Source organism: Baaleninema simplex PCC 7105 (assembly GCF_000332355.1).
Classification (GTDB): domain Bacteria; phylum Cyanobacteriota; class Cyanobacteriia; order Cyanobacteriales; family Geitlerinemataceae; genus Baaleninema; species Baaleninema simplex.
Genome location: NZ_KB235958.1, coordinates 3,101,780 through 3,121,042, shown reverse-complemented (window position 1 = coordinate 3,121,042; position 19,263 = coordinate 3,101,780). Strand labels below are relative to the sequence as shown.

General features: G+C 51.6%; 15 protein-coding genes and 1 tRNA gene. 8 read left to right on the top strand and 8 right to left on the bottom strand.

Annotation, left to right across the window (positions count from 1 at the left end; translation table 11 throughout):
• Positions 1 to 93: 93 nt before the first annotated feature.
• On the bottom strand, positions 94 to 3,162 hold the full coding sequence (locus GEI7105_RS33600) for a two-partner secretion domain-containing protein (protein WP_017661433.1): 3,069 nt from the start codon (positions 3,160 to 3,162) through the stop codon (positions 94 to 96).
• 638 nt (positions 3,163 to 3,800) lie between these two features.
• Positions 3,801 to 6,419, bottom strand: coding sequence for an ATP-dependent chaperone ClpB (gene clpB, locus GEI7105_RS0115925; RefSeq protein WP_017661432.1), 2,619 nt, complete (start codon positions 6,417 to 6,419; stop codon positions 3,801 to 3,803).
• Positions 6,420 to 6,631: 212 nt separating this feature from the next.
• Between clpB and GEI7105_RS0115920 the strand changes: the two genes are divergently transcribed.
• The 3 genes from GEI7105_RS0115920 (at position 6,632) to GEI7105_RS0115910 (ending at position 8,412) form a co-directional block, all read left to right on the top strand.
• Complete coding sequence (locus GEI7105_RS0115920) at positions 6,632 to 7,543, top strand: cobalamin-binding protein (protein WP_017661431.1); 912 nt, start codon at positions 6,632 to 6,634, stop codon at positions 7,541 to 7,543.
• 47 nt (positions 7,544 to 7,590) lie between these two features.
• Positions 7,591 to 7,662, top strand: a tRNA-Lys gene (locus GEI7105_RS0115915).
• A 111-nt stretch (positions 7,663 to 7,773) separates the two neighbouring features.
• On the top strand, positions 7,774 to 8,412 hold the full coding sequence (locus GEI7105_RS0115910) for a Uma2 family endonuclease (protein WP_017661430.1): 639 nt from the start codon (positions 7,774 to 7,776) through the stop codon (positions 8,410 to 8,412).
• A gap of 255 nt (positions 8,413 to 8,667) precedes the next feature.
• Here GEI7105_RS0115910 and GEI7105_RS0115905 read toward each other — a convergent pair whose 3' ends face one another.
• Positions 8,668 to 9,726 carry a plasmid pRiA4b ORF-3 family protein gene (locus GEI7105_RS0115905; protein WP_035493200.1) on the bottom strand — a complete coding sequence of 353 codons (1,059 nt, stop codon included), beginning with the start codon at positions 9,724 to 9,726 and terminating at the stop codon, positions 8,668 to 8,670.
• A gap of 138 nt (positions 9,727 to 9,864) precedes the next feature.
• On the opposite strand from GEI7105_RS0115905, the gene GEI7105_RS0115900 reads away from it, so the two are divergent.
• Positions 9,865 to 10,044, top strand: coding sequence for a CAB/ELIP/HLIP family chlorophyll-binding protein (locus GEI7105_RS0115900; protein WP_017661428.1), 180 nt, complete (start codon positions 9,865 to 9,867; stop codon positions 10,042 to 10,044).
• 75 nt (positions 10,045 to 10,119) lie between these two features.
• On the opposite strand, the gene fabG is transcribed toward GEI7105_RS0115900, so the two are convergent.
• The 3 genes from fabG to GEI7105_RS0115885 form a co-directional block, all read right to left on the bottom strand.
• On the bottom strand, positions 10,120 to 10,884 hold the full coding sequence (gene fabG / locus GEI7105_RS0115895) for a 3-oxoacyl-[acyl-carrier-protein] reductase (RefSeq protein ID WP_017661427.1): 765 nt from the start codon (positions 10,882 to 10,884) through the stop codon (positions 10,120 to 10,122).
• Positions 10,885 to 11,136: 252 nt separating this feature from the next.
• On the bottom strand, positions 11,137 to 11,955 hold the full coding sequence (locus tag GEI7105_RS0115890) for a SirB1 family protein (RefSeq protein ID WP_017661426.1): 819 nt from the start codon (positions 11,953 to 11,955) through the stop codon (positions 11,137 to 11,139).
• Between the two features lie 25 nt (positions 11,956 to 11,980).
• Positions 11,981 to 12,829 carry an alpha/beta fold hydrolase gene (locus GEI7105_RS0115885; protein ID WP_017661425.1) on the bottom strand — a complete coding sequence of 283 codons (849 nt, stop codon included), beginning with the start codon at positions 12,827 to 12,829 and terminating at the stop codon, positions 11,981 to 11,983.
• 413 nt (positions 12,830 to 13,242) lie between these two features.
• On the opposite strand from GEI7105_RS0115885, the gene GEI7105_RS0115880 reads away from it, so the two are divergent.
• From GEI7105_RS0115880 to GEI7105_RS0115865, 4 genes are all read left to right on the top strand, one after another.
• Positions 13,243 to 14,016 (top strand): SDR family oxidoreductase, encoded by a 774-nt coding sequence (locus GEI7105_RS0115880; protein ID WP_017661424.1) that lies wholly within the window; start codon positions 13,243 to 13,245, stop codon positions 14,014 to 14,016.
• Positions 14,017 to 15,192 carry a hypothetical protein gene (locus GEI7105_RS0115875; protein WP_017661423.1) on the top strand — a complete coding sequence of 392 codons (1,176 nt, stop codon included), beginning with the start codon at positions 14,017 to 14,019 and terminating at the stop codon, positions 15,190 to 15,192.
• Positions 15,189 to 16,052, top strand: a complete 864-nt coding sequence (locus GEI7105_RS0115870; protein ID WP_017661422.1) for a mechanosensitive ion channel family protein — start codon at positions 15,189 to 15,191, stop codon at positions 16,050 to 16,052. The genes GEI7105_RS0115875 and GEI7105_RS0115870 overlap by 4 nt, the downstream gene beginning before the upstream one ends.
• 604 nt (positions 16,053 to 16,656) lie before the next feature.
• On the top strand, positions 16,657 to 16,896 hold the full coding sequence (locus GEI7105_RS0115865; RefSeq protein ID WP_144053831.1) for a hypothetical protein: 240 nt from the start codon (positions 16,657 to 16,659) through the stop codon (positions 16,894 to 16,896).
• Between the two features lie 216 nt (positions 16,897 to 17,112).
• Here GEI7105_RS0115865 and msrA read toward each other — a convergent pair whose 3' ends face one another.
• Positions 17,113 to 17,766, bottom strand: a complete 654-nt coding sequence (msrA, locus tag GEI7105_RS0115855; RefSeq protein ID WP_017661419.1) for a peptide-methionine (S)-S-oxide reductase MsrA — start codon at positions 17,764 to 17,766, stop codon at positions 17,113 to 17,115.
• A 523-nt stretch (positions 17,767 to 18,289) separates the two neighbouring features.
• A complete protein-coding gene (gene murI, locus GEI7105_RS0115850) occupies positions 18,290 to 19,216 on the bottom strand; it encodes a glutamate racemase (protein WP_017661418.1) in 927 nt (308 codons plus the stop codon).
• Positions 19,217 to 19,263: the final 47 nt, after the last annotated feature.

Below are 19,263 nucleotides of genomic sequence, written 5' to 3'. Positions count from 1 at the left end.
GCTAAGGGGGGATAGGGGGCTAAGGGGGGGGATAGGGGGCTAAGGGGGGATGTGGTGAAGACTGCTTAAAACCTAGCTTATCGGAAACGGATGTCAATCAGTACGACAGTTTAAACCGAACGCGGAGACCGACTCCTCAGCCACTAACTCAACGGTTCCATCGTCGTATCTCACCCATCCAGTGACTTCAACAATAGGCGCGATCGCCTCCGTTTCAATCTCTTCGATCTCTTCGATCTCTCGGGAGACATCCCCCGACGGCAATTGCCCGATCTCGCGCCAATCTCGAAGATCGCCCCAAGCCAAATTCGCCCTCGCGGGTAACGTTTCCCTCGGATTGTTCGGAACGCCCCCGCGTCCGGTAATGACAAACGTATTACCTTGACTGCTAGCACATCCTTGCTGGATCTGGCTGGCAAGGTCGATAGTGTTTTGGGGTAACTGAATTAACCCCGTACTGGTATCGACGGCAGGTTGGCTAATTTCAACAAGGCCATCGATGCCCAATTGCGAACTGGCAGTAATGGCGGTGCCGGGTGCAGCTAAAATACCGTCGGTGACGATGCGAATATTGCCCCCATCTCCCCCCACGGCATTGGCTCGAATCCAACTTCGATCGAGTAACGTTACCGTCGCTGCTTCGATCGCCAAGTTCCCCCCATCTCCCACATCCCCGAGAGCAGACAGGGAAATTTGGCTGTCGTCGCGTAGTTGCAAGGAATCGCGCACGTTGAGACTGACGTTTCCGCCCACACCGAAAGCCGTCGTCGCCGAGATCCTCGAATCGTCTTCGATCGCGATTTGCGACGCCTCGATGTCTAAAATTCCGGCGTTCCCAATGCCGTCGTGCTGAACGCTGATGCTACCCCCCTCTCGAAGCGTCAAGCGATCGGTCTCGATCGCGACGCGACCAGTTTCGCCGTTAGGAATCGATGGAATAAAAAACGCCTGCTGTAACACTTCGTTTGGCTCAAAGGCTTCGGCCGCCACGCGAGAGACGCCATTGATAGCGCGACCGGCGATCGAGATGTCTGAGGCATTAATGCGAATCTCTCCGGCGCTGCCCGTGGCACTGGTAAACGTACCGATAAAACCCCCATCGCGCAACACCAGGCGATCGGTGTTGACGACTAACTCGCGCGCATTGCCAATTCCGAAGGTTTGCGTCCCGACAAAACTCGATGTCGCAGCACTCGAGAGGTTAGAACCCAGCACTTCGATCGATTCCGATGCGTCGATTTGTAACCGTCCACTATTCCCCGTCCCCGAACCTGACAGCGGTTCGCTGAGCGCAGAAAAGGACAGAAGGACAGACGAAGAGAGTAGACTGCCATCTCGAACGATCAGTTGTCTCGTTGACACCCAAACGTCTCCAGCATTCCCCGTTCCAAACGTTACACTACCAACTTGGGTGAAAGAATCCGTATCAGCAGAATCAGCAGAAGTCGCACCAATTAACTCGAGGGAATCGGCAACCACGCGGACGTCTCCTCCATTGCCTGTTCCTGCACCCGGTAAGGGTTCGCCGAGGGTTTGACGCAGAACGGTTGAAACCACTAGCCCCTCGTCCGATAGGGTGAGTTGAGGTGCGGTGACGGTCACATTGCCCCCGTTTCCAGAACTGAACGTACCGGAAAACACCCCCGAACCAACGGACGCACCCGTAAAAACGGAAGCCGAACCTCGAGCGGTAAAGGATTCTGAGATCTCGACGTTCAGGTTTCCTCCCCGTCCCGATCCCCACGTTGAAGAGATGAGTCTCGCGCCATCGAGTAACGTGGCTCGTTGGCTTGAAATCGTGCTGTCTCCCCCCGAACCCGTTCCCGTGGTAATGCTGGCGATCCCGCTACTGACGATTGGAGTTAGGGGAACGGTGCTTACAGCTCGTAAATTTCGGGCGTTTACCGTTATCGAACCGCCCTTTCCACTCGCACCGGTGAGCGTTCGGATTTGTCCGCCGTCGTTGAGGACGAGGTTGTCAGTCACGACGCGGACGTTTCCGCCGTCTCCCGTTCCGAAGTTCTCGCTGCTGATGCGGCTACCCGTACTCTGTTCGAGGAGTAGGGCGAGATTAAAAAAGAACCCACCCGAAGGAGAGGAACCAACGACCTCGATCGCCTCGGCATTCACCGTCACGCCTCCGGCATTTCCATCCCCAAAGCTCCAGGTTTGAAGTCTCGCCCCGTCGTTTATCGCGATTTCGGGCGCAGTTACAGCGAGATGGCCGCCGTTTCCGGTTGCCGTTTCGTCAGTTTGCGTTTCCACCGAAGCACTAAAGGGAAACGTATCGATCGCTCCACCCAAACTCAGCAACTCTGACGCCTGGATGTCAATGTTACCGCTGGCTCGACCGTTCTGCGTCAGCGTGGCCAGTTGAGAACTCGCCATCGAGATGTCTCCCCCAACGACTTGAATTCCCGTATTCGAGCGGTTGCCGAGATCGCTAGTCGGGACGAAGACGGACGATCGATTCAATAACTGTACGTCTCCCCATTCACTCACGCCGTCGTAGTCGAGCGTCCAACTCTCGTCAAAGCTGACGTTTCCTTCAACAACGCCACCCATTTCAACTCGTCCTGACGGGGCGCTGACGATCGCGCCGTCGAGGGTGATGTTTCCTCCCACCAGGGCGATCGCCTGTCCGGGGGGAACCGATAAGCCTGGGGTTTCGGTGGGAAAGCGATCGACATTCCCCGTTCCTCGGATGTCGAGGGACCCGGGTGAATTGCCAAACTGCACTCCCACGGGAACGGAAACAGTCAGTAATGGCGGCGCGTTAGGTTCGGCCGCACTGAAGACGCTGCCGTCTCTAAAGTTGAGACGATGGGCTGTACTGGCAAAGAAGGAACCGCCGACCTCGAGGCGAGCGTTCGGACCGAAGACGATGCCGTTGGGATTGAGCAGAAACAAGTTCGCCGTTCCGTTGGTTCGTAGCAGTCCGTCAATATTGGACACGCCATCGCCCGTCACGCGAGTCAGGATGTTTTCAACGGTCGTGGCGTTGTTAAAAAAGGCTTCGGCTCCCGTTGGCACGGAAAAACGCTCGAAGGAGTGGAACAGGTTGCGACCCGCCTCCGTTCCTCCCTCGATGGTGTAAGTATTGCCTCCTACGATCGCTCGGGAAGGACTCGGAAGTGTCCGATCGGGAACGATCTGAGCCAACGCGGACGTTCTGGGAAGGAAACCGAATGCTAGGCTCTGGAGACTCGCAAGGGTCGCCGCAGTTAGTACGGAGCTAGAAATACTGTGTAATTTTTTAATGTTAGTATGGGCGATACACATACCAATCAAATTGATAATAATCAATCTTTTTAAAATAAAATTATATCTTAAAAATCATCTATTTTCAATATTTTTTTATCTATATTAATATTAATAAATTTTAATAAATTTAGCTGCCGTTACATTTCAAGCTTGAATTGGCGACGTATTGATTTCCTGCTGAAAGAGGGTTTGCGACAGTCGAGCTACTGCGTCAGACATACCGACGAGAACAGGAGCGATCGCCGAATCGCCTTAAAAAGATAAGCTTGCCGAAAGCGGCGATCGCAATGTTATAAAAATCTGATGTGGGAAGAACTGTAGGGTGCATCTCAATTTCGTAGAACGACCCCTCCGCGCCTCGACTGAGCGCTCGCCGAACGTCCTTCGGCACCTCCCCTTAGTAAGGGGAGGATGGGTGGGGTTCCGGGTGCAAAAGTGAGATGCACCCGAACTGTAGGACTTACGCAGTTCGACCGAAATTACACTAAATGGAGAGTTCGGTGGGCATTGCCGACCCTTCTAACCTAGCATCGAACCTATACGGTGGCTAACTCTGCCGGAAGCCGTTTAAACGACAACCGATCGTTTTCGACATCTACGAAAATCGTATCGCCGTCGCCAAAGTCGCCCCGTAAAATTCCTTTGGCAATTTGGGTTTCTAACTCCCGTTGAATCGCCCGTTTCAGCGGACGCGCACCGTACACGGGATCGTAACCCACTTCCGCCAGAAAATCGATCGCTCCCTCGGACAGTTTGAGCGCCATTTTCTTCTCGTCGAGGCGTTTTTCCAACCGCACGACTTGCAATTTCACGATATTCCGCAACTGAGCTTTTTCCAAAGAGTGGAAAATAATCGTGTCGTCGATGCGGTTGAGGAATTCCGGTCGGAAGTTCGCCCGCAACGCCTCCGTCACCCGCGATTTCATTTCTTCGTATTGGGAATCGTCCCCGGATACGTCGAGAATGAATTGCGACCCGATGTTACTGGTCATGATGATGATGGCGTTCTTGAAGTCCACCGTTCGACCTTGGGCGTCGGTGATGCGTCCGTCGTCGAGAACTTGCAACAGGACGTTGAAGACATCGGGGTGGGCTTTTTCGACTTCGTCGAAGAGAATCACTGCGTAGGGACGGCGGCGAACCGCTTCGGTCAGTTGTCCGCCTTCGTCGTATCCTATGTACCCCGGAGGCGCACCAATTAGACGGGAGACGGCGTGTTTTTCCATGTACTCGGACATATCGATGCGAACCATCGCGTCTTCGGTGTCGAAGAGATAGGACGCTAGGGCTTTCGCCAGTTCAGTTTTACCAACTCCGGTCGGTCCTAAAAACAGGAAGCTGGCGACGGGACGGTTGGGGTCGGCTAACCCCGCCCGAGATCGCTGGATGGCGTCGGCGACGGCGGTGACAGCTTCGTCTTGTCCGACAACGCGATGGTGTAATTCGTCTTCGAGATGTAGGAGTTTTTCTTTCTCGGATTCGACGAGTTTACTGATGGGAATTCCCGTCCATTTGGAGATGATTTCGGCGATGTCGGCTTCGGTGACTTCTTCACGCAACAGGGCTTCACCGCTGGTTTGGACGGTGGTGAATTTGGCTTCTGTTTCGGAGAGTTTTTTCTGGAGTTCGGGAAGTTTGCTGTATTTGAGTTCGGCGGCGCGGTTGAGGTCGTATTTGCGTTCGGCGTCTTCGATTTCGACTTGGACGCGATCGATCTCTTCTTTTAAGGTTTTACGACCTTCGAGAATGTCTTTTTCCGCCTGCCATTGGGCGTTGAAATGGGTTTGTTCTTCTTTGCAGTCGGCCAGTTCTTTTTCGATGCGTTGCAACCGTTCTTTGGAGGCGGGGTCGCTTTCTTTTTGCAGCGACAGTTTTTCCATTTCTAGTTGCATGATGCGACGATCGATCTCGTCGAGTTCTTCGGGTTTGGAGGTACTCTCCATTTTCAGTTTGGCCGCCGCTTCGTCCACCAAATCGATCGCCTTGTCGGGAAGGAAGCGATCGCTAATATATCGAGTGGACAGCGTCGCCGCCGCTACTAACGCGCTGTCGGCGATTTTGACGTTGTGGTGGGTTTCGTAGCGGTCTTTGAGTCCCCGCAAAATGGACACGGTGTCTTCAACGCTGGGTTGGTCGACGTACACCTGTTGGAAACGACGTTCTAACGCTGCGTCTTTTTCGATATATTTGCGGTATTCGTCCAGAGTCGTCGCCCCGATACAGCGCAGTTCGCCCCGCGCCAACATGGGTTTGAGGAGGTTTCCGGCGTCCATTGCCCCTTGGGTCGCGCCAGCCCCGACGACGGTATGGATTTCGTCGATAAAGAGGATAATTTGACCGTTGGAGTCGGTGACTTCTTTGAGGACGGCTTTAAGGCGTTCTTCAAATTCGCCGCGATATTTCGCCCCTGCAATCAACGACCCCATGTCGAGGGCGTGAAGCATGCGATCGCGCAGGGATTCGGGTACGTCTCCTTTGACGATGCGTTGGGCGAGTCCTTCGGCGATGGCGGTTTTACCCACACCGGGTTCGCCGATGAGGACGGGGTTGTTTTTGGTACGCCGCGAGAGGATTTGCACGGTTCGGCGGATTTCGTCGTCCCGTCCGATAACGGGGTCGAGTTTGCCTTTTTTTGCGGCGTCGGTGAGGTCGCGCCCGTATTTTTCGAGGGCGTTATATTTTCCTTCGGGGTTTTGGTCGGTCACTTTCTGAGTTCCGCGAATTTGCGAGATGGTGTCTTTGAGTTTTTTCTCGGTGAGGTTGAGAGATTTGAAGAGGGCTTTTCCAAAGCGATCGTCTTTGACGTAGCCGAGGACGATATGCTCGATGGATATATATTCGTCTCCGTACTCTTTTCGATAGCTGTCGGCGCGATCGAGCAGGCTGTCGAGACTCCGCCCGAGATACACTGAGGTACTACTTCCAGTTACTTTAGGTTGTTTTTGAATAAAATCTCGGGTTTTCTCTTGTAAACTGGCGACAGCTATCCCGGCGCGGCTAAAGATACTCGCTGCCAGCCCTTCTCCTTCGAGAAGCGATTGCATGAGGTGTTCGCTCTCGATTTGTTGCTGGTTGGCTTGTTTGGCGACGTCCGGCGTGCGGGCGATCGCTTCCCAGGCTTTTTCGGTGAATTGGTTGGGATTGCTCGGTTGCATAGACGTGGGTTGAGTCGATCTGTGTCTGTTATCCTCATTTTAGGGATTTCAAGGCGATCGCCGGGATCGGAGATCGCGCCATTTGGGGTCTGTGTTTCCGCCTACGGCTTTCGCGGATATTTTTTTATTGACAATTTTATTGACTTGTGGTAACTAAATGTAGCGATACGGTAGAGTTTGAGTAACGAAGACCTCAACATCGAGCCTGTTTCATGTCCGATCTGCGTATCGTCTCTTTAATTCCTAGTGCGACTGAAATCGTCGATAGTCTCGGACTGAGCGATCGCCTGGTGGGGCGTTCCCACGAGTGCGACTTTCCCGAGTCGGTGCGATCGCTTCCCGCCTGTACTCAGCCTCAGTTCGACCCCAACGGTAGCAGTCCCCAGATTCACGATCGCGTTACGGAACTCCTGCAATCGGCACTCAGCGTCTACCGGGTGGAAACCGAGTTACTGCGCGAGTTGCACCCCACCCACATCATCACGCAAGCCCAATGCGAAGTCTGTGCGGCCAGTTTAGCGGAAGTCGAAGCGGCGGTGGCGCAACTCAGCCAGAGTCAACCCAAGGTGATTTCCCTACAACCGAGCGTTTTAGCGGAAGTTTGGGAAAATATGCGCTTGGTGGGGGAACAGTTGGGGGCGGACGCCGAAGATGCGATCGCCGGTTTGCAACAGCGAGTTGAGGAAGTCCGGCGGCGAGTGGCGGGACAACCGGAACCCAGCGTGGTGTGCATTGAATGGACGGAACCGTTGATGTCCGCCGGAAACTGGGTTCCAGAATTGGTACAACTGGCTGGAGGCGTTCCCCATCTCGGAGAAATCGGCCAGCATTCCCCTTGGATCGAGTGGGAATCCCTGGAATCAGTCGATCCTGATGTTATTGTCGTCATGCCCTGCGGGTACGATTTGCAGGAAACTCAGGAAGACGCCAAACACCTGACGCAACATCCGGCGTGGCCGCAGTTGAAGGCGGTGCAAACGGGACGAGTGTACTATTGCGATGGTAATCAATATTTCAACCGTCCGGGGCCGCGATTGGTGGATTCGTTAGAACTGTTGGCGGAAATCCTGCATCCGAGTTGTTGCGATTTCGGCTATCGCGGGACGGGGTTCTCGACAATTTGAAATAAGATGCTACAATCGTGTTACAACCATTAAAACGGTTGTAGTGAGGGCGATTAGCTCAACGGCAGAGCTACAGACTCTTAATCTGTTGGTTCGGGGTTCGAATCCCCGATCGCTCATCTCTATTGATTCCTTCCAAACCCCCCGTCACCGGAGGGTTTGGCGTTTTGGGTGAGAGGTGTCCGGCGGGTCGAGTACAGTGGAAGAACCAGCGGTGAAGGGAAATCGATATGGTATCAACTCCCCAAAATGCGATCGCCGAAACCTGGATTTCTGCCACTTGGGACGATTTTTTGGCAATTTCGCAACAGTCCGAATTTGAGAACGCGCGATGCTATTACGATTCCGGTTGGATGAGGATTGAGACGATGTCCATCGGGTCGGGTCACGGACAGGATAATTCGATCGTGGCGGCGATCGTCAGTCTGTACGGAACGCTGAAAGACATCCCTTATATATCGTTTACGAATACCAGTTTTCGCAAAACGGGGGAACGGGAATGTCAGCCGGATTTGGCCTATTACATCGGGGCTGAGGTGAGGCGACCGACGAAGACAAACCAAGCGATCGATGTGGCGGTTTGGGGAACGCCGACGTTGGCGATCGAGATTTCTTCGACGACGTTAAGCGAGGATTTGGGACAGAAACGTTTGTTATACGAACGGTTTGGGGTTCGGGAATATTGGGTTATCGACGTGGAGGCGGCCGCAGTCTTTGCGTTTGCGGTGGCGAATGGGGGAAGTCGTCAGATTTCGGTATCGGCGGTGTTACCGGGTTTGGCGATATCTACGGTGGAAGAGGCGTTGCGGCGGAGTCAGACGGAGGATGATGGGGCGGTGAATCGCTGGTTGTTGCAGCAGTTTGGGTAAGATGTAGAGTTCCGTTGGACAGATTTAATGGACATGAAAATACCAAAAAGTCTTCACCACAGAGACACATCCCCCCAACTCCCCTCTCCCTTGGGGAGCTAAGGGGTGATGCAGAGTTTAGAGAAACTGCTGTTTGAGATTTGGATTCCGTATTACACCACAATTCCAACAGACCCAAAATTTCTCGATCGGTCAATAGCTGCGTGAGATCTCTGGCATCTTCGAGATGCCGGGGATTTGGAGAGACAGGCTTTCCTATTCTTCCTCAAAATCGGGATATTGCGGCGGACTCTCTCCTTCCCGCTTCGTCGCCCTGGGATAGTTCCCTTTCGGGGCGTTCTCCGAAATCGACATCACGTTAATTTGATGCATCCAACTATCGCCAAAGTCGAACAAGTAGCCAAACGCATCGTCAACCGACAAGTCTAAAGAGGCGATTCTGGTCGCTTCGGCGTCCTTGCTGTCGTTCCCAAACATCGGCTTTGAAAACGGTGATTTCATACCGTATCGTACCGCCTCCGGGTCGTTCGGTCCTTTTCCACCGATTTGAAATTCGTAAAGATGTTCTTCCTCGCGATCGAACGCATCGAAAATCGCATCGTGGAGGTCGGTTAACGTGTTGCTACCTTTAATTTCAATAGTTCGACAGACCACCGGATTTGTCTTGATAAATTCCTCTGTCACCAAACCGTCAAAAAGATAGACATTGAGGACGTACAAAGAATTGAGTTCCGCCTTCGTGGGTTTGGACTTTCGCTTTTTCGAGGCTCTGGGTCGCGATGGGGTGTCTTCAGACTCGAAAGCATCCGGAGGAAACGGAATCAAACCGTTCTGATAGAAGAGTTCTTGAATGTGCCGAGGTGCCGTTCTCACATCGATCGTGAGACCGCTCTCTAACGTTATCATCCAAGCCAGTGGGTTGTCTTTATTAATACTTTTTATACTCCATTCTGGGTCGAGTTGATGTGTATTCAAGGTATCTCGTACCAGTTTGGACTTGGCTTGACCGGTACTGGAACTCACGCCAAACCACTGATATAAATCTTTGGCACTGATGTACGGTTCCCGCGAGCGATCGTAGAGAAAGTTCACCATTCCGATCGCATGGGTAATTCCGCACGCCCAAGTTTTTGCACGACCGCGAGCCAAGGGAGACGGTCGTTTTCGACAAAGTGCGGCGGTGGCAAAGCGAATCAGTTCGGCGTATTCTTCGTTCAAATGTTGCTGGGAAAACTCCTCGGTTATCGCAACAATTTCATCGAACTTTTTCTGCATTGCCTTGGGAACGTTTTCAGATTTCGTTGGTTTGCTCACGATCGCTCCTCCCTGTTGCGACATCTCGATTCAATTTTACTTTAGTATCTCACTTTCTCGAAAGATGCGATCGTAGCGAAGCGAAGAGGAGCGCGGTATCCTATGTAATCGTGATATCCCCAGTTGGTTGAGAACCCCATGACGAACGAAACGCCCAACGTACAAGAAACGAACAGCGATCGCTACGAACCCGGCTTCGGATGGACGCCCTACGCCGAACAGATTAACGGACGCTTTGCCATGATTGGCTTCGTGGGATTGCTCATTTTAGAAATCCTCACCGGAAAAGGTCTGTTAACCTGGATGGGAATTCTCTAAGTATCTCGTCAAATTTCCCGTTGGGGCGAACCTCGGTTCGCCCTCTCAACTCTCAATTCCTCCGATTGCGGAGAATTACGCCATCACCATTCCGCCATCGACGTTAAAGGTTTGTCCGGTGATGTACGCCGCCGCCGGGTCCGCCGCCAGGAAGCGAATCAATCCCGCCACTTCTTCGGCTTTTCCATACCGTCCCAGGGGAATCGCTTTGAGGATTTCCTCGGCGGCTAAGCCTTCCGTCATGTCCGTTTCGATGAATCCCGGTGCAACGGCGTTTACTGTGACGCCGCGACTGGCTAACTCTTTAGCCACGGTTTTGGTAAATCCGATGACGCCGGCTTTGGCTGCACTGTAGTTGGCTTGTCCGGGGTTCCCCATCTGTCCGGCGACGGAGGCGATGTTGATGATGCGGCCGGTTTTCTTTTTCAACATCAGTTTACTGACGGCTCGGGTGCAGAGAAACACCCCCGTTAAGTTTAAGTCGATAACCGCCTGCCAGTCTTGGGGTTTCATCCGCAGCAACAGGGTATCGCGGGTGATTCCGGCGTTGTTCACCCAAACGTCAATTTTGCCCCATTTTTCGGTGGTGGCTTTCACCAAGGCGTCCACTTGTTCGGCGTTGGATACGTCTGCTTGGACGGCGACCGCTTCGCCTCCCATCTCTTGGATGGTTTTCACCACGTCGTCGGCGGCGGTACTGGAACTGGCGTAGTTTACCACCACGTTCGCCCCTTCTGCGGCTAAGGCGAGGGCGGTGGCTTTTCCGATACCGCGAGACCCCCCAGTGACCACGGCCACTTTATCTTTAAGCTGTTGCAAGTTTTCCGGTTTCGCCTCCATTTTGTCTTCCTCTGTAAATGTGACCGATTCACTATTTTAGGGGAGAGGGGAGTCTGGGAGAGGAGGAGCAGAGGAGAGGGGGAGAATATATTGGCGGTGCGTGACGATTTTTCGGCCTGGTGTTCGACACCCGATTTTTCTCTTGTCTGTGGGCGGTGTACATTGGCGGTGCGTGACGATTTTTCGGTCTGGTGTTCGACACCCGATTTTTCAAGTCACGCACCCTACGGACTGTTCCCCGTTCCCTATCAATTAATTATTGAGTTTTTCGAGTAACTGTTGAATGGTGGAGGCGTCGGGGGCGTTGGGACGCATTTCGAGATAGCGTTCTAAGTCTTGGGTGGCTTCGACTGACCGTCCGGCTTGGTAGTACAAGAGTCCGCGATCGCGTAGTTCCATGATGGAATCGGGATTTAATAGCAAAATTCGCTCGATCGCGCTTAAGGCTTTCGACATTTCCTGTTTGGAAATATACACGGCTTTTAAGTTCGTTAGCATCCGCACGAGGAACAGTCGCGAACTAATGGGTTCGAGAAATTCGGGACGAAATCGAATTGGTTGTCCGTATACTTGACGCAGGCGGTTTTCGCAATCTTCGGGAAACATTACTTCGCCGCCGTTAAAGACATCGATGAAAATTCCCGCGTCTTCAAAGTTGGGGCGGATGATGAAATGTCCCGGCATTCCAATCCCCACCATCGGAAAATCGAGGCGTTTGGCAATTTCTAAATACAGTAAAGACAAGCTGATGGGGATTCCCAACCGTCTGTCGATAACATCGTTGAGATAGCTGTTTTGGGGATTGTAATAATCGTCTCGATTGCCTTGAAATCCTAAGTCGTCAAACAGATATTCGTTGAGGGCTTGAATCACTCGCATGGGATAGCGTTCGGCGGGTAGTTTTTCCGCTGCTTCTGACGCCATCGTATCTAAGGCGTTGAGATATCTTTCGATATCGAGATCGGGATATTCTTCCCAGGCGACGCACAACGCCGCGACAGCTAAATCGATGTTCTCGTCGTCTCGGTTGATTTCTTGGTAAAACCGTTGTCGGGGGAGTGAAAATTTCATGCGATCGATACAATCTACGATAAGTCTACGAAGTAAACGAGTGTTGTTTGAAGTAGTCTAAAAGGCTGGCGTTAAAAGCTTCGGGTTCGACTAAAAACGCCCAGTGGTTGCCGGGAACTTCTCGAATTTCTAGTTTGTTTAAATATTGACGGTAGGGTTTCAGTTGAAAGGCGGTTCGGTTGAGTCCTTCGATGGGTTTGACGAACAGGGTCGGAACGTCGATTTCCTGTGTCAAGCCTGCTACTAGCATCACGTCTTCAAATACGCCGTCTCTGGCGTCTATGGTGAATTTACTACCCCAGATACCGTCGGGTTTTTCTTCGAGACTTTCTTTGAAGGCGTTCTGTTGTAAGGCACTCCAGCCGCGATACTGTTTTAGGGTTTTGGCGCGTTCCACGGCTGCGTCGTAGGTTTCAAAAGGACCCATACCTTTTAAAAAAGGTAACACGCGGTAAAGGAGGGGAAAGGTCAAGCGAAAAATTTGGGGAAGTTTGCCGATGAAAAAGGGATCGACGAGTACGGCGGTGTTAAACTGTTCGGGGTGTAAGGTTGCCCACCTCGGCACCACTTTCCCCATCCACGAATGCCCGACAACGTGAGCGGAAGTCCAGCCGAGATGTTGCATTAAATGCTGTAAGTCTCGGATAATGTCGATCGCTCGATATCCGGTTCGGGGCTTGCTACTGTTGCCGTGTCCCCGCAAGTCCGGCGCGACGACGTGATAGGCTGAGGAAAGGGATTCGCCGCAACTCGACCACACCCCCGCATGGTCTGCGAGTCCGTGCAGTAACAAGACGGGTTCGTTACCGGGAACGCCCCATTCGAGATAGGAAAGTTCGATATTGGGTAGAGATACAGTCTGTCTCACAGCCATGATTTTGCGATCGCGTGAACTCAAATCCTAACATTAACGTCAGTTGAGTTCTGCATCTTAGCAAACTTCCCGGCGATCGGTGTGAATCGAACGCGTCTGGCTGGGATCTATACGAGAAACCCGGAATTTCGATCGCTCTGATGATGACTTCGGGTTCTTCTACTCAACTTCAAAGCCTTCGATATTTCTAATACTTATTTATAGTGTTGAATGTTGAATTTTAAGTCAATTTCAATTATATTAAAGTATGAATACAGTTTTTTACAGTATAACTCCTCGAAAGGAAAACGTCAATCATTTTGCTCGCGACACGAACGAGAGTTCTTTCACGCGGATTTTTTCAAACCTCAAAACCCCGGTTTCTCCAAAAAAATGTCCTAAACTGAGAAAGTTGCAACGTTAAAGAATCTGTGATGGGGTCTGTCAAAGATCGAATTGTATTCGTTACGGGAGCCAGCAGCGGAATCGGAGCCTCTTGTGCCAAATTCTTTGCTGAAGCGGGTGCCAAACTGATTTTAGCCGCTCGTCGCTCCGATCGCCTCGAAACCCTCGCCGCCGAATTACACCGACATCACGGAACCGACGTTCGCATCCTCAAACTCGACGTTCGCGATCGCCAACAAGTGGCCGAAACCCTCGCCACATTACCCCAAAACTGGCAAGAGATCGACATATTAATCAACAACGCCGGATTGAGTCGAGGACTCGACAAGCTTCACGAAGGGAATATCGACGACTGGGAAGAGATGATAGACGCCAACGTGAAGGGATTGCTCTACGTGACTCGTGCCGTAGTACCGGGAATGGTAGAACGCGATCGCGGACATATCATTAATATCGGTTCGATCGCCGGACGACACGCCTATCCCAACGGTAACGTCTATTGTGCCTCAAAAGCAGCGGTTCGCGCCATTACCCAAGGGTTGAAACAGGATTTATTAGGAACCTCAGTTCGTGTCAGCGAAGTCGATCCCGGTTTGGTAGAAACCGAGTTCAGCGACGTGCGATTTCACGGGGATACAGAACGGGCGAAAAAGGTTTACGAAAACTTGACGCCGTTAACCCCAGACGACATCGCGGATATCGTTTTATTTTGTGCCAGTCGTCCGCTTCACGTCAACATCAGCGAAGTGTTGGTGGTTCCGACAGAACAAGCCACCGCAACGCAAGTAGTGCGGCGGGGATAAATGAAATTCAAAATCGGCGATATATTGGCTCGCGTGCGATCGTGGTTTCCCAAAGCTCAAGCGAAACTAAAGGAACACGCTGCTGAATTGGAAGCCAAGTTTTCCGAAGTCGATCGAATTCCCCTCAATTTTACCCTTCGTCAAAAACTGATCGATCGCCTCCTCGAACTAGACGCTCCAAATCCTTATTGTGAGGAGGTGCGATCGCAGCTTTCCCAACGGTTGAAACAGTGGCAACAAGACGAAACCGCCCCCAATGGATTCGTACTTCTCGGAACTCCCGTCGATTCGTTTTCAAAACTGCTCGACACTGCCATTTCCTCGTGGGAAAACGACAGCATTCTACTGGTTAAAACGTTAGCATCTTCGACAGTACCGCACGACGTTTCGGAGATCGTTCGACAACTTCGCAAAACGTCCGATTCGGACTTCGTTCGGTCTGCCAATCGCAATCTCGTTATCGTCGTTCCCGATTTGAGCCAGTGTTTTTTACGGTGTGTAGAAGGGTTAGACAGCATCGACGTTTTACAGGACTGCGTTTTACGCGATCGCTCTCGATTTTGGCTGATCGGTTGCAACACGTTTGCGTGGAACTATCTCGATCTCGCCTGTGACCTGTCAGTAAGTTTTCCCGAACCTAGTATCTTACCCGAACTTTCTCCAGAAGACTTAAAAACCTGGTTGTCTCCCGTCTGTCACCTCGCCGACTGTCAGTTTGAAAAAGAAGCCGACGAAAACGAAAATTCCGAAACTGAAGACGACGAAGACGACTTCTGGAACTCGAAAGCCGAAAAGTCCTATTTCCACCGACTCGCCGAACTATCGTTAGGAAGTGCGGCGGTCGCCTCGAATTTATGGCTGCGATCGCTCCACCACATTGAGGGTGAAGAGGGAATTTTCGCCCAACGTCCTCACCTTCCCGAACTTCCCACTTTCGATAAAAACGATCGCTTTTTACTGTATTCCCTCGGCTTACATCGAAATATAACGGTTGGGGACTTAGCGAAAACCTTGGGAGATTCTCCCCTCGAAGTTTTGCAGCGAGTGCGTCGGTTGCAGTCTGTGTCTCTAGTACGCCAACCCGACGAATTTTTCCAACTCGAACCCGTTCACTATCCCCGGTTGTATCGAGATTTGAGTAACAATCAATTTCGTATCGGAGACTCAAAATCGTGAACGAATTAATTGTTCCACAGTTCTGGATCGCCCAAAGTAACGGGAACGCAGTTAGCAATGCGACCGAAGTTTTTAAAGAAATTACGACTGCTAAAATTCTACAAGCGATCGCCGTCGTAGTCGTTGCTTATTTCAGCACTGTCGCGATCGATAAAGTCGTGCGGTGGCTGGCGGAAAAAGTTCCCCTGCGGTTTCGCTTGGCGATCGCACAATCGCTTCCGTTTTGGCAAGCTTTCGTTTTAGGATTGGCGATCGTAGTTCTTCTGGGGTTGTTTCTCGACTTTTCGGCGAACAACCTCTTCGCGATTACGGGAACTGTCGCTGTCGCTTTGGGATTTGCTTTTAAAGATTACGCCAGTTCCGTGATTGCAGGAATTATCGCATTGTTTGAAAGTCCCTATCAAGTGGGCGATCGCGTCACTATCGGCGACCAATACGGCGAAATTATCAATTACGGCTTGCGAGGAATCCGCATTCGCACCCCCAACGACGACATCGTATCGATTCCCCACAATAAAATTTGGACGGACGCGATCGTCAATGCAAATAAAGGGAATGTCGAAGCTCAAACTGTCGTCGATTTCTATTTCGCCCACGACATCGAGGTCGATCGCGTCAGTAAAATTCTAAAACGCACTGCTCAAACGAGCAAGTACACACAAATTGACTTCCCGATTTTAGTCATCATTGAAGAAACTCCGTGGGGAACTCATTTCAAACTTAAATGTTATCCCATCGACGCTAGAGACGAATTTGTTTACCAAACCGATCTGATTCGACGTGCAAAAGCAGCCTTGTCCAAAGCAGGAATTTCTTATCCAAAACTCTCGTTTCGCGACCAAGAAACGTTACCAGAATAACCATTAAAAGTAAAAAATTGAAAATAGACCGACCGATCGATATCGCCTCCGCTCGAATTAACCCACACTGAAATTTAATACAGAATTTGCATTTCAAACAGTGGCTTAGCCGAACGCGATAAGCCCTTCTCCGTGTCCTCTGTGTCTCTGTGGTGAAGCTTATCGGAAACGGATTCCATCTGACATCTCGACGCTCAAGTCCTTACTATGGAAGGTTTGCGCTCGTTGAAACGCCACATTGCAACACGGTCGACTCTTTATTTTTCGGAAAATACGGATCTTTTTAGAAAGCTTAGTTTCGACTACGTTAAATCACGTAAGCAATATCCGAAACCCTCAAAAAAACACATCGATCGCATCGTTAAAATCTAGTAATTTTGCTCGATCGATAAAGTTAACGCCGTTTAAAATTCCTCAGTTTTAAAATTTGAGTAAAGATTTTTTTCGAGGCGTTAATCGATCGATATCAATCGGGTACAGTAGACACCAGGGAGAATTGAGTTAAAACACGCTGAAATGAATCCAAAAACCAAAAGTAGCTTTCGTGCTGCTGCGGCGATCTCACTCAAATTCTCCCCAGGAAAAACTCGTTAAAACTAAAAAAGTGAGGAGCGCTGCCAACGTTTCGAGTCACGAGCAGCGAGACGCGATCGAACTCAACCTTATCTACGAAAATTTTATAGAGGAACCGAACATGGAACGCCTCGATCGAATCGATTGCACGATCGGCATGGTACTGACGTTCTCAATAGTCGCTTTAACCCTGTGGGGATATACGCAAGATTCTTCGATCCACCTTAACGTCAGATCCGAACAAACCTCAGTCACCGCAACCGCCAAATAATTGGCTTTTTTAGACTTTACAGAGCAAAACGCGAGTGGAGATTTAACCTCCCCCCTCGCGTTCGTCAGTCGAGCAGAATGTCTCGACATATTTGGGTATCGGACGGACGGCGATCGGCCTTCGTCTCGAGCGAGCGTTCCCTTACACCGACAGCCCTTACCGAAAATTTTGGGGTAGGAGTGTTGCCAGGGACACTCCTACAGCGAGAATTAGAAATCACACTCCGATTCCAGTCGGACAAGAAACGTTCGTTCCGCCTAGCCCGCAATAGCCGTTGGGATTCTTCGCCAAATACTGTTGGTGATAGTCCTCCGCAAAGTAAAACTCGGGGGCTTCGAGAATTTCCGTGGTAATTTCGCCGTATCCGGCTTTTTTAAGTTCCGTCTGATAGGCGTCGCGGGAAGCTTCAGCTTGTCGGCGTCGATCGCCCGAGTAACAGTAAATTCCCGAACGATACTGAGTTCCCACATCGTTTCCCTGTCGCATTCCCTGAGTGGGATCGTGACTTTCCCAAAAGGTTTTCAACAGCATCTCGTAAGAGATCGCCTCGGGATCGTACACCACGCGCACCACTTCGTTATGTCCCGTCATCCCCGTACAGACCTCTTGGTAGGTGGGGTTGAGGGTGTATCCAGCCGCGTAACCCACCGCTGTCGAATAGACCCCGTCGAGTTGCCAGAAACGACGCTCGGCGCCCCAGAAGCAACCCATCCCAAACATAGCTAGCTGCATTCCATCAGGATAGGGCGGTGTTAGGGGGGTTTTGAGAACGAAGTGCTTGTCGGGAACGGGCATCGGTGTATCTCGTCCCGGTAAGGCGTCTTGCGGTTTGGGTAGTGTCAGTTTTTTTCCGAATCCAAAGAAAACCATAGTGCGATCGCGTGTTGCTCACATCTTTTTCCTTTAACATTATTTGACATACTCACCGCCCTAGAAGGCTTGCCCTGAGCCAAGTCGAAGGGGCGGCGATTCTCCAAGCCTCACGGCTTTGGATTCCTGGTTCTCTGACAACCCCTAATGCTCATTGTTGCCAATGAATACCAGAGGGGTTTATCTCCCCAGGCGTTTTCCCCATTTTAGAGGAGGTTCCGGTATGCCCTACCGTACCTGAGAATCCTAAAATACTGGTTCCCTGTACTTGAGGACACGGGGGGCGAACTCGGTTCGCCACCGTGAGATGTCCGTAGTGCTTAGAGCTTTTACCCGCTTGAGCCTTCCCAAGCGGAACCCCATAACTTTAGTTTTCAAGGTTCGATTGCCGTGGATTTTAGGCTCGGTTTTAAACGGGTTGAATACCGTTCCCGTTCCCCCCATGATAACCAAGTCGCCCGCTTATGGGCGAGGCGTTAAACCCAAAACTCCTGGTAACCGCAGGGAGCAGAGATGCAGGACTCTACACGATCGCGTCTCCCGATTTCGGTTCCCCACAAACCCGACTATCGATCGACTCGGATAGAGCGATCGCGTTCTCATCGAGATCGGCATTATGGGAGCGATCGAGCGCCGGAAGCCAAATTTTTTCGACCTCGGGGACAAATCCGAGCCATTGCTTCGACAAACTCGCAAACGTTTGCGGACAACCGCTGACGCAAAAGCGGGTTCCGTGTCTCGGCGAAACCGAATGTTCGTAGGGCGTCGCCACCGCTGCCAACCCCAGTAAATCCAATTCTCGGGCGGCTGCCGCTACCACGTATTCGGCCGGATCGATCGAAGACACCCTCGCCGGAAGCAACGTCCGTAAAACCGGTTCGAGGTGGGGGTAGTGAGTACAACCGTACACCAGCGTATCGATACGGTGTTCGAGCAACGGTTCGAGGTACTGTCGAACGATCTCTCGAGTACGAGGATGGTGAATGCGGTTTCCTTCGACGATCGGCACGAATTCCGGACAGCCTATTTCCCAAACCCGAGCCGAAGGGTTCGTTTCCAAAATTGCCCGACGGTACGCGCCGCTTTTCGCCGTAGCCGGTGTCGCGATGACCCCGATACGGCTGCCCCGACGCACGGCCGCTCTCGCTCCCGGTAGAATCAAGCCCAAAATCGGAAAATCGAATTCGTCGCGCACCGTTTCCAACGCCAGCGCCGAACTGGTGTTGCAGGCAACGATCGCCATTTTGACCCGACACTGAGCCATCCAATGCAGGATTTCTCGCACGAACCGCACGATTTCCTCGGGCGATCGCGTGCCGTAGGGCAACCGTGCCGTATCGCCGAAATACAAAACCGACTCGTGAGGGAGTTGTCGGTATGCTGCCCGCAGCACGGTCAAACCACCGACGCCGCTGTCGAAGATCCCGATCGAGCGAGTATTGTTTGTCATGGGGTGTTTGTGAAATACCGATATTACCGGAGTAAAGGTGGCGTAGA

What these genes read in the sequence shown, in the direction of transcription:
- clpB (WP_017661432.1), bottom strand. Translation starts at nt 6,419, where the DNA reads ATGCAACCGAGCAATCCCAACCAATTCACCGAAAAAGCCTGGGAAGCG.
- GEI7105_RS0115920 (WP_017661431.1), top strand. Translation starts at nt 6,632, where the DNA reads ATGTCCGATCTGCGTATCGTCTCTTTAATTCCTAGTGCGACTGAAATC.
- GEI7105_RS0115910 (WP_017661430.1), top strand. Translation starts at nt 7,774, where the DNA reads ATGGTATCAACTCCCCAAAATGCGATCGCCGAAACCTGGATTTCTGCC.
- GEI7105_RS0115900 (WP_017661428.1), top strand. Translation starts at nt 9,865, where the DNA reads ATGACGAACGAAACGCCCAACGTACAAGAAACGAACAGCGATCGCTAC.
- fabG (WP_017661427.1), bottom strand. Translation starts at nt 10,884, where the DNA reads ATGGAGGCGAAACCGGAAAACTTGCAACAGCTTAAAGATAAAGTGGCC.
- GEI7105_RS0115890 (WP_017661426.1), bottom strand. Translation starts at nt 11,955, where the DNA reads ATGAAATTTTCACTCCCCCGACAACGGTTTTACCAAGAAATCAACCGA.
- GEI7105_RS0115885 (WP_017661425.1), bottom strand. Translation starts at nt 12,829, where the DNA reads ATGGCTGTGAGACAGACTGTATCTCTACCCAATATCGAACTTTCCTAT.
- GEI7105_RS0115880 (WP_017661424.1), top strand. Translation starts at nt 13,243, where the DNA reads ATGGGGTCTGTCAAAGATCGAATTGTATTCGTTACGGGAGCCAGCAGC.
- GEI7105_RS0115875 (WP_017661423.1), top strand. Translation starts at nt 14,017, where the DNA reads ATGAAATTCAAAATCGGCGATATATTGGCTCGCGTGCGATCGTGGTTT.
- msrA (WP_017661419.1), bottom strand. Translation starts at nt 17,766, where the DNA reads ATGGTTTTCTTTGGATTCGGAAAAAAACTGACACTACCCAAACCGCAA.
- murI (WP_017661418.1), bottom strand. Translation starts at nt 19,216, where the DNA reads ATGACAAACAATACTCGCTCGATCGGGATCTTCGACAGCGGCGTCGGT.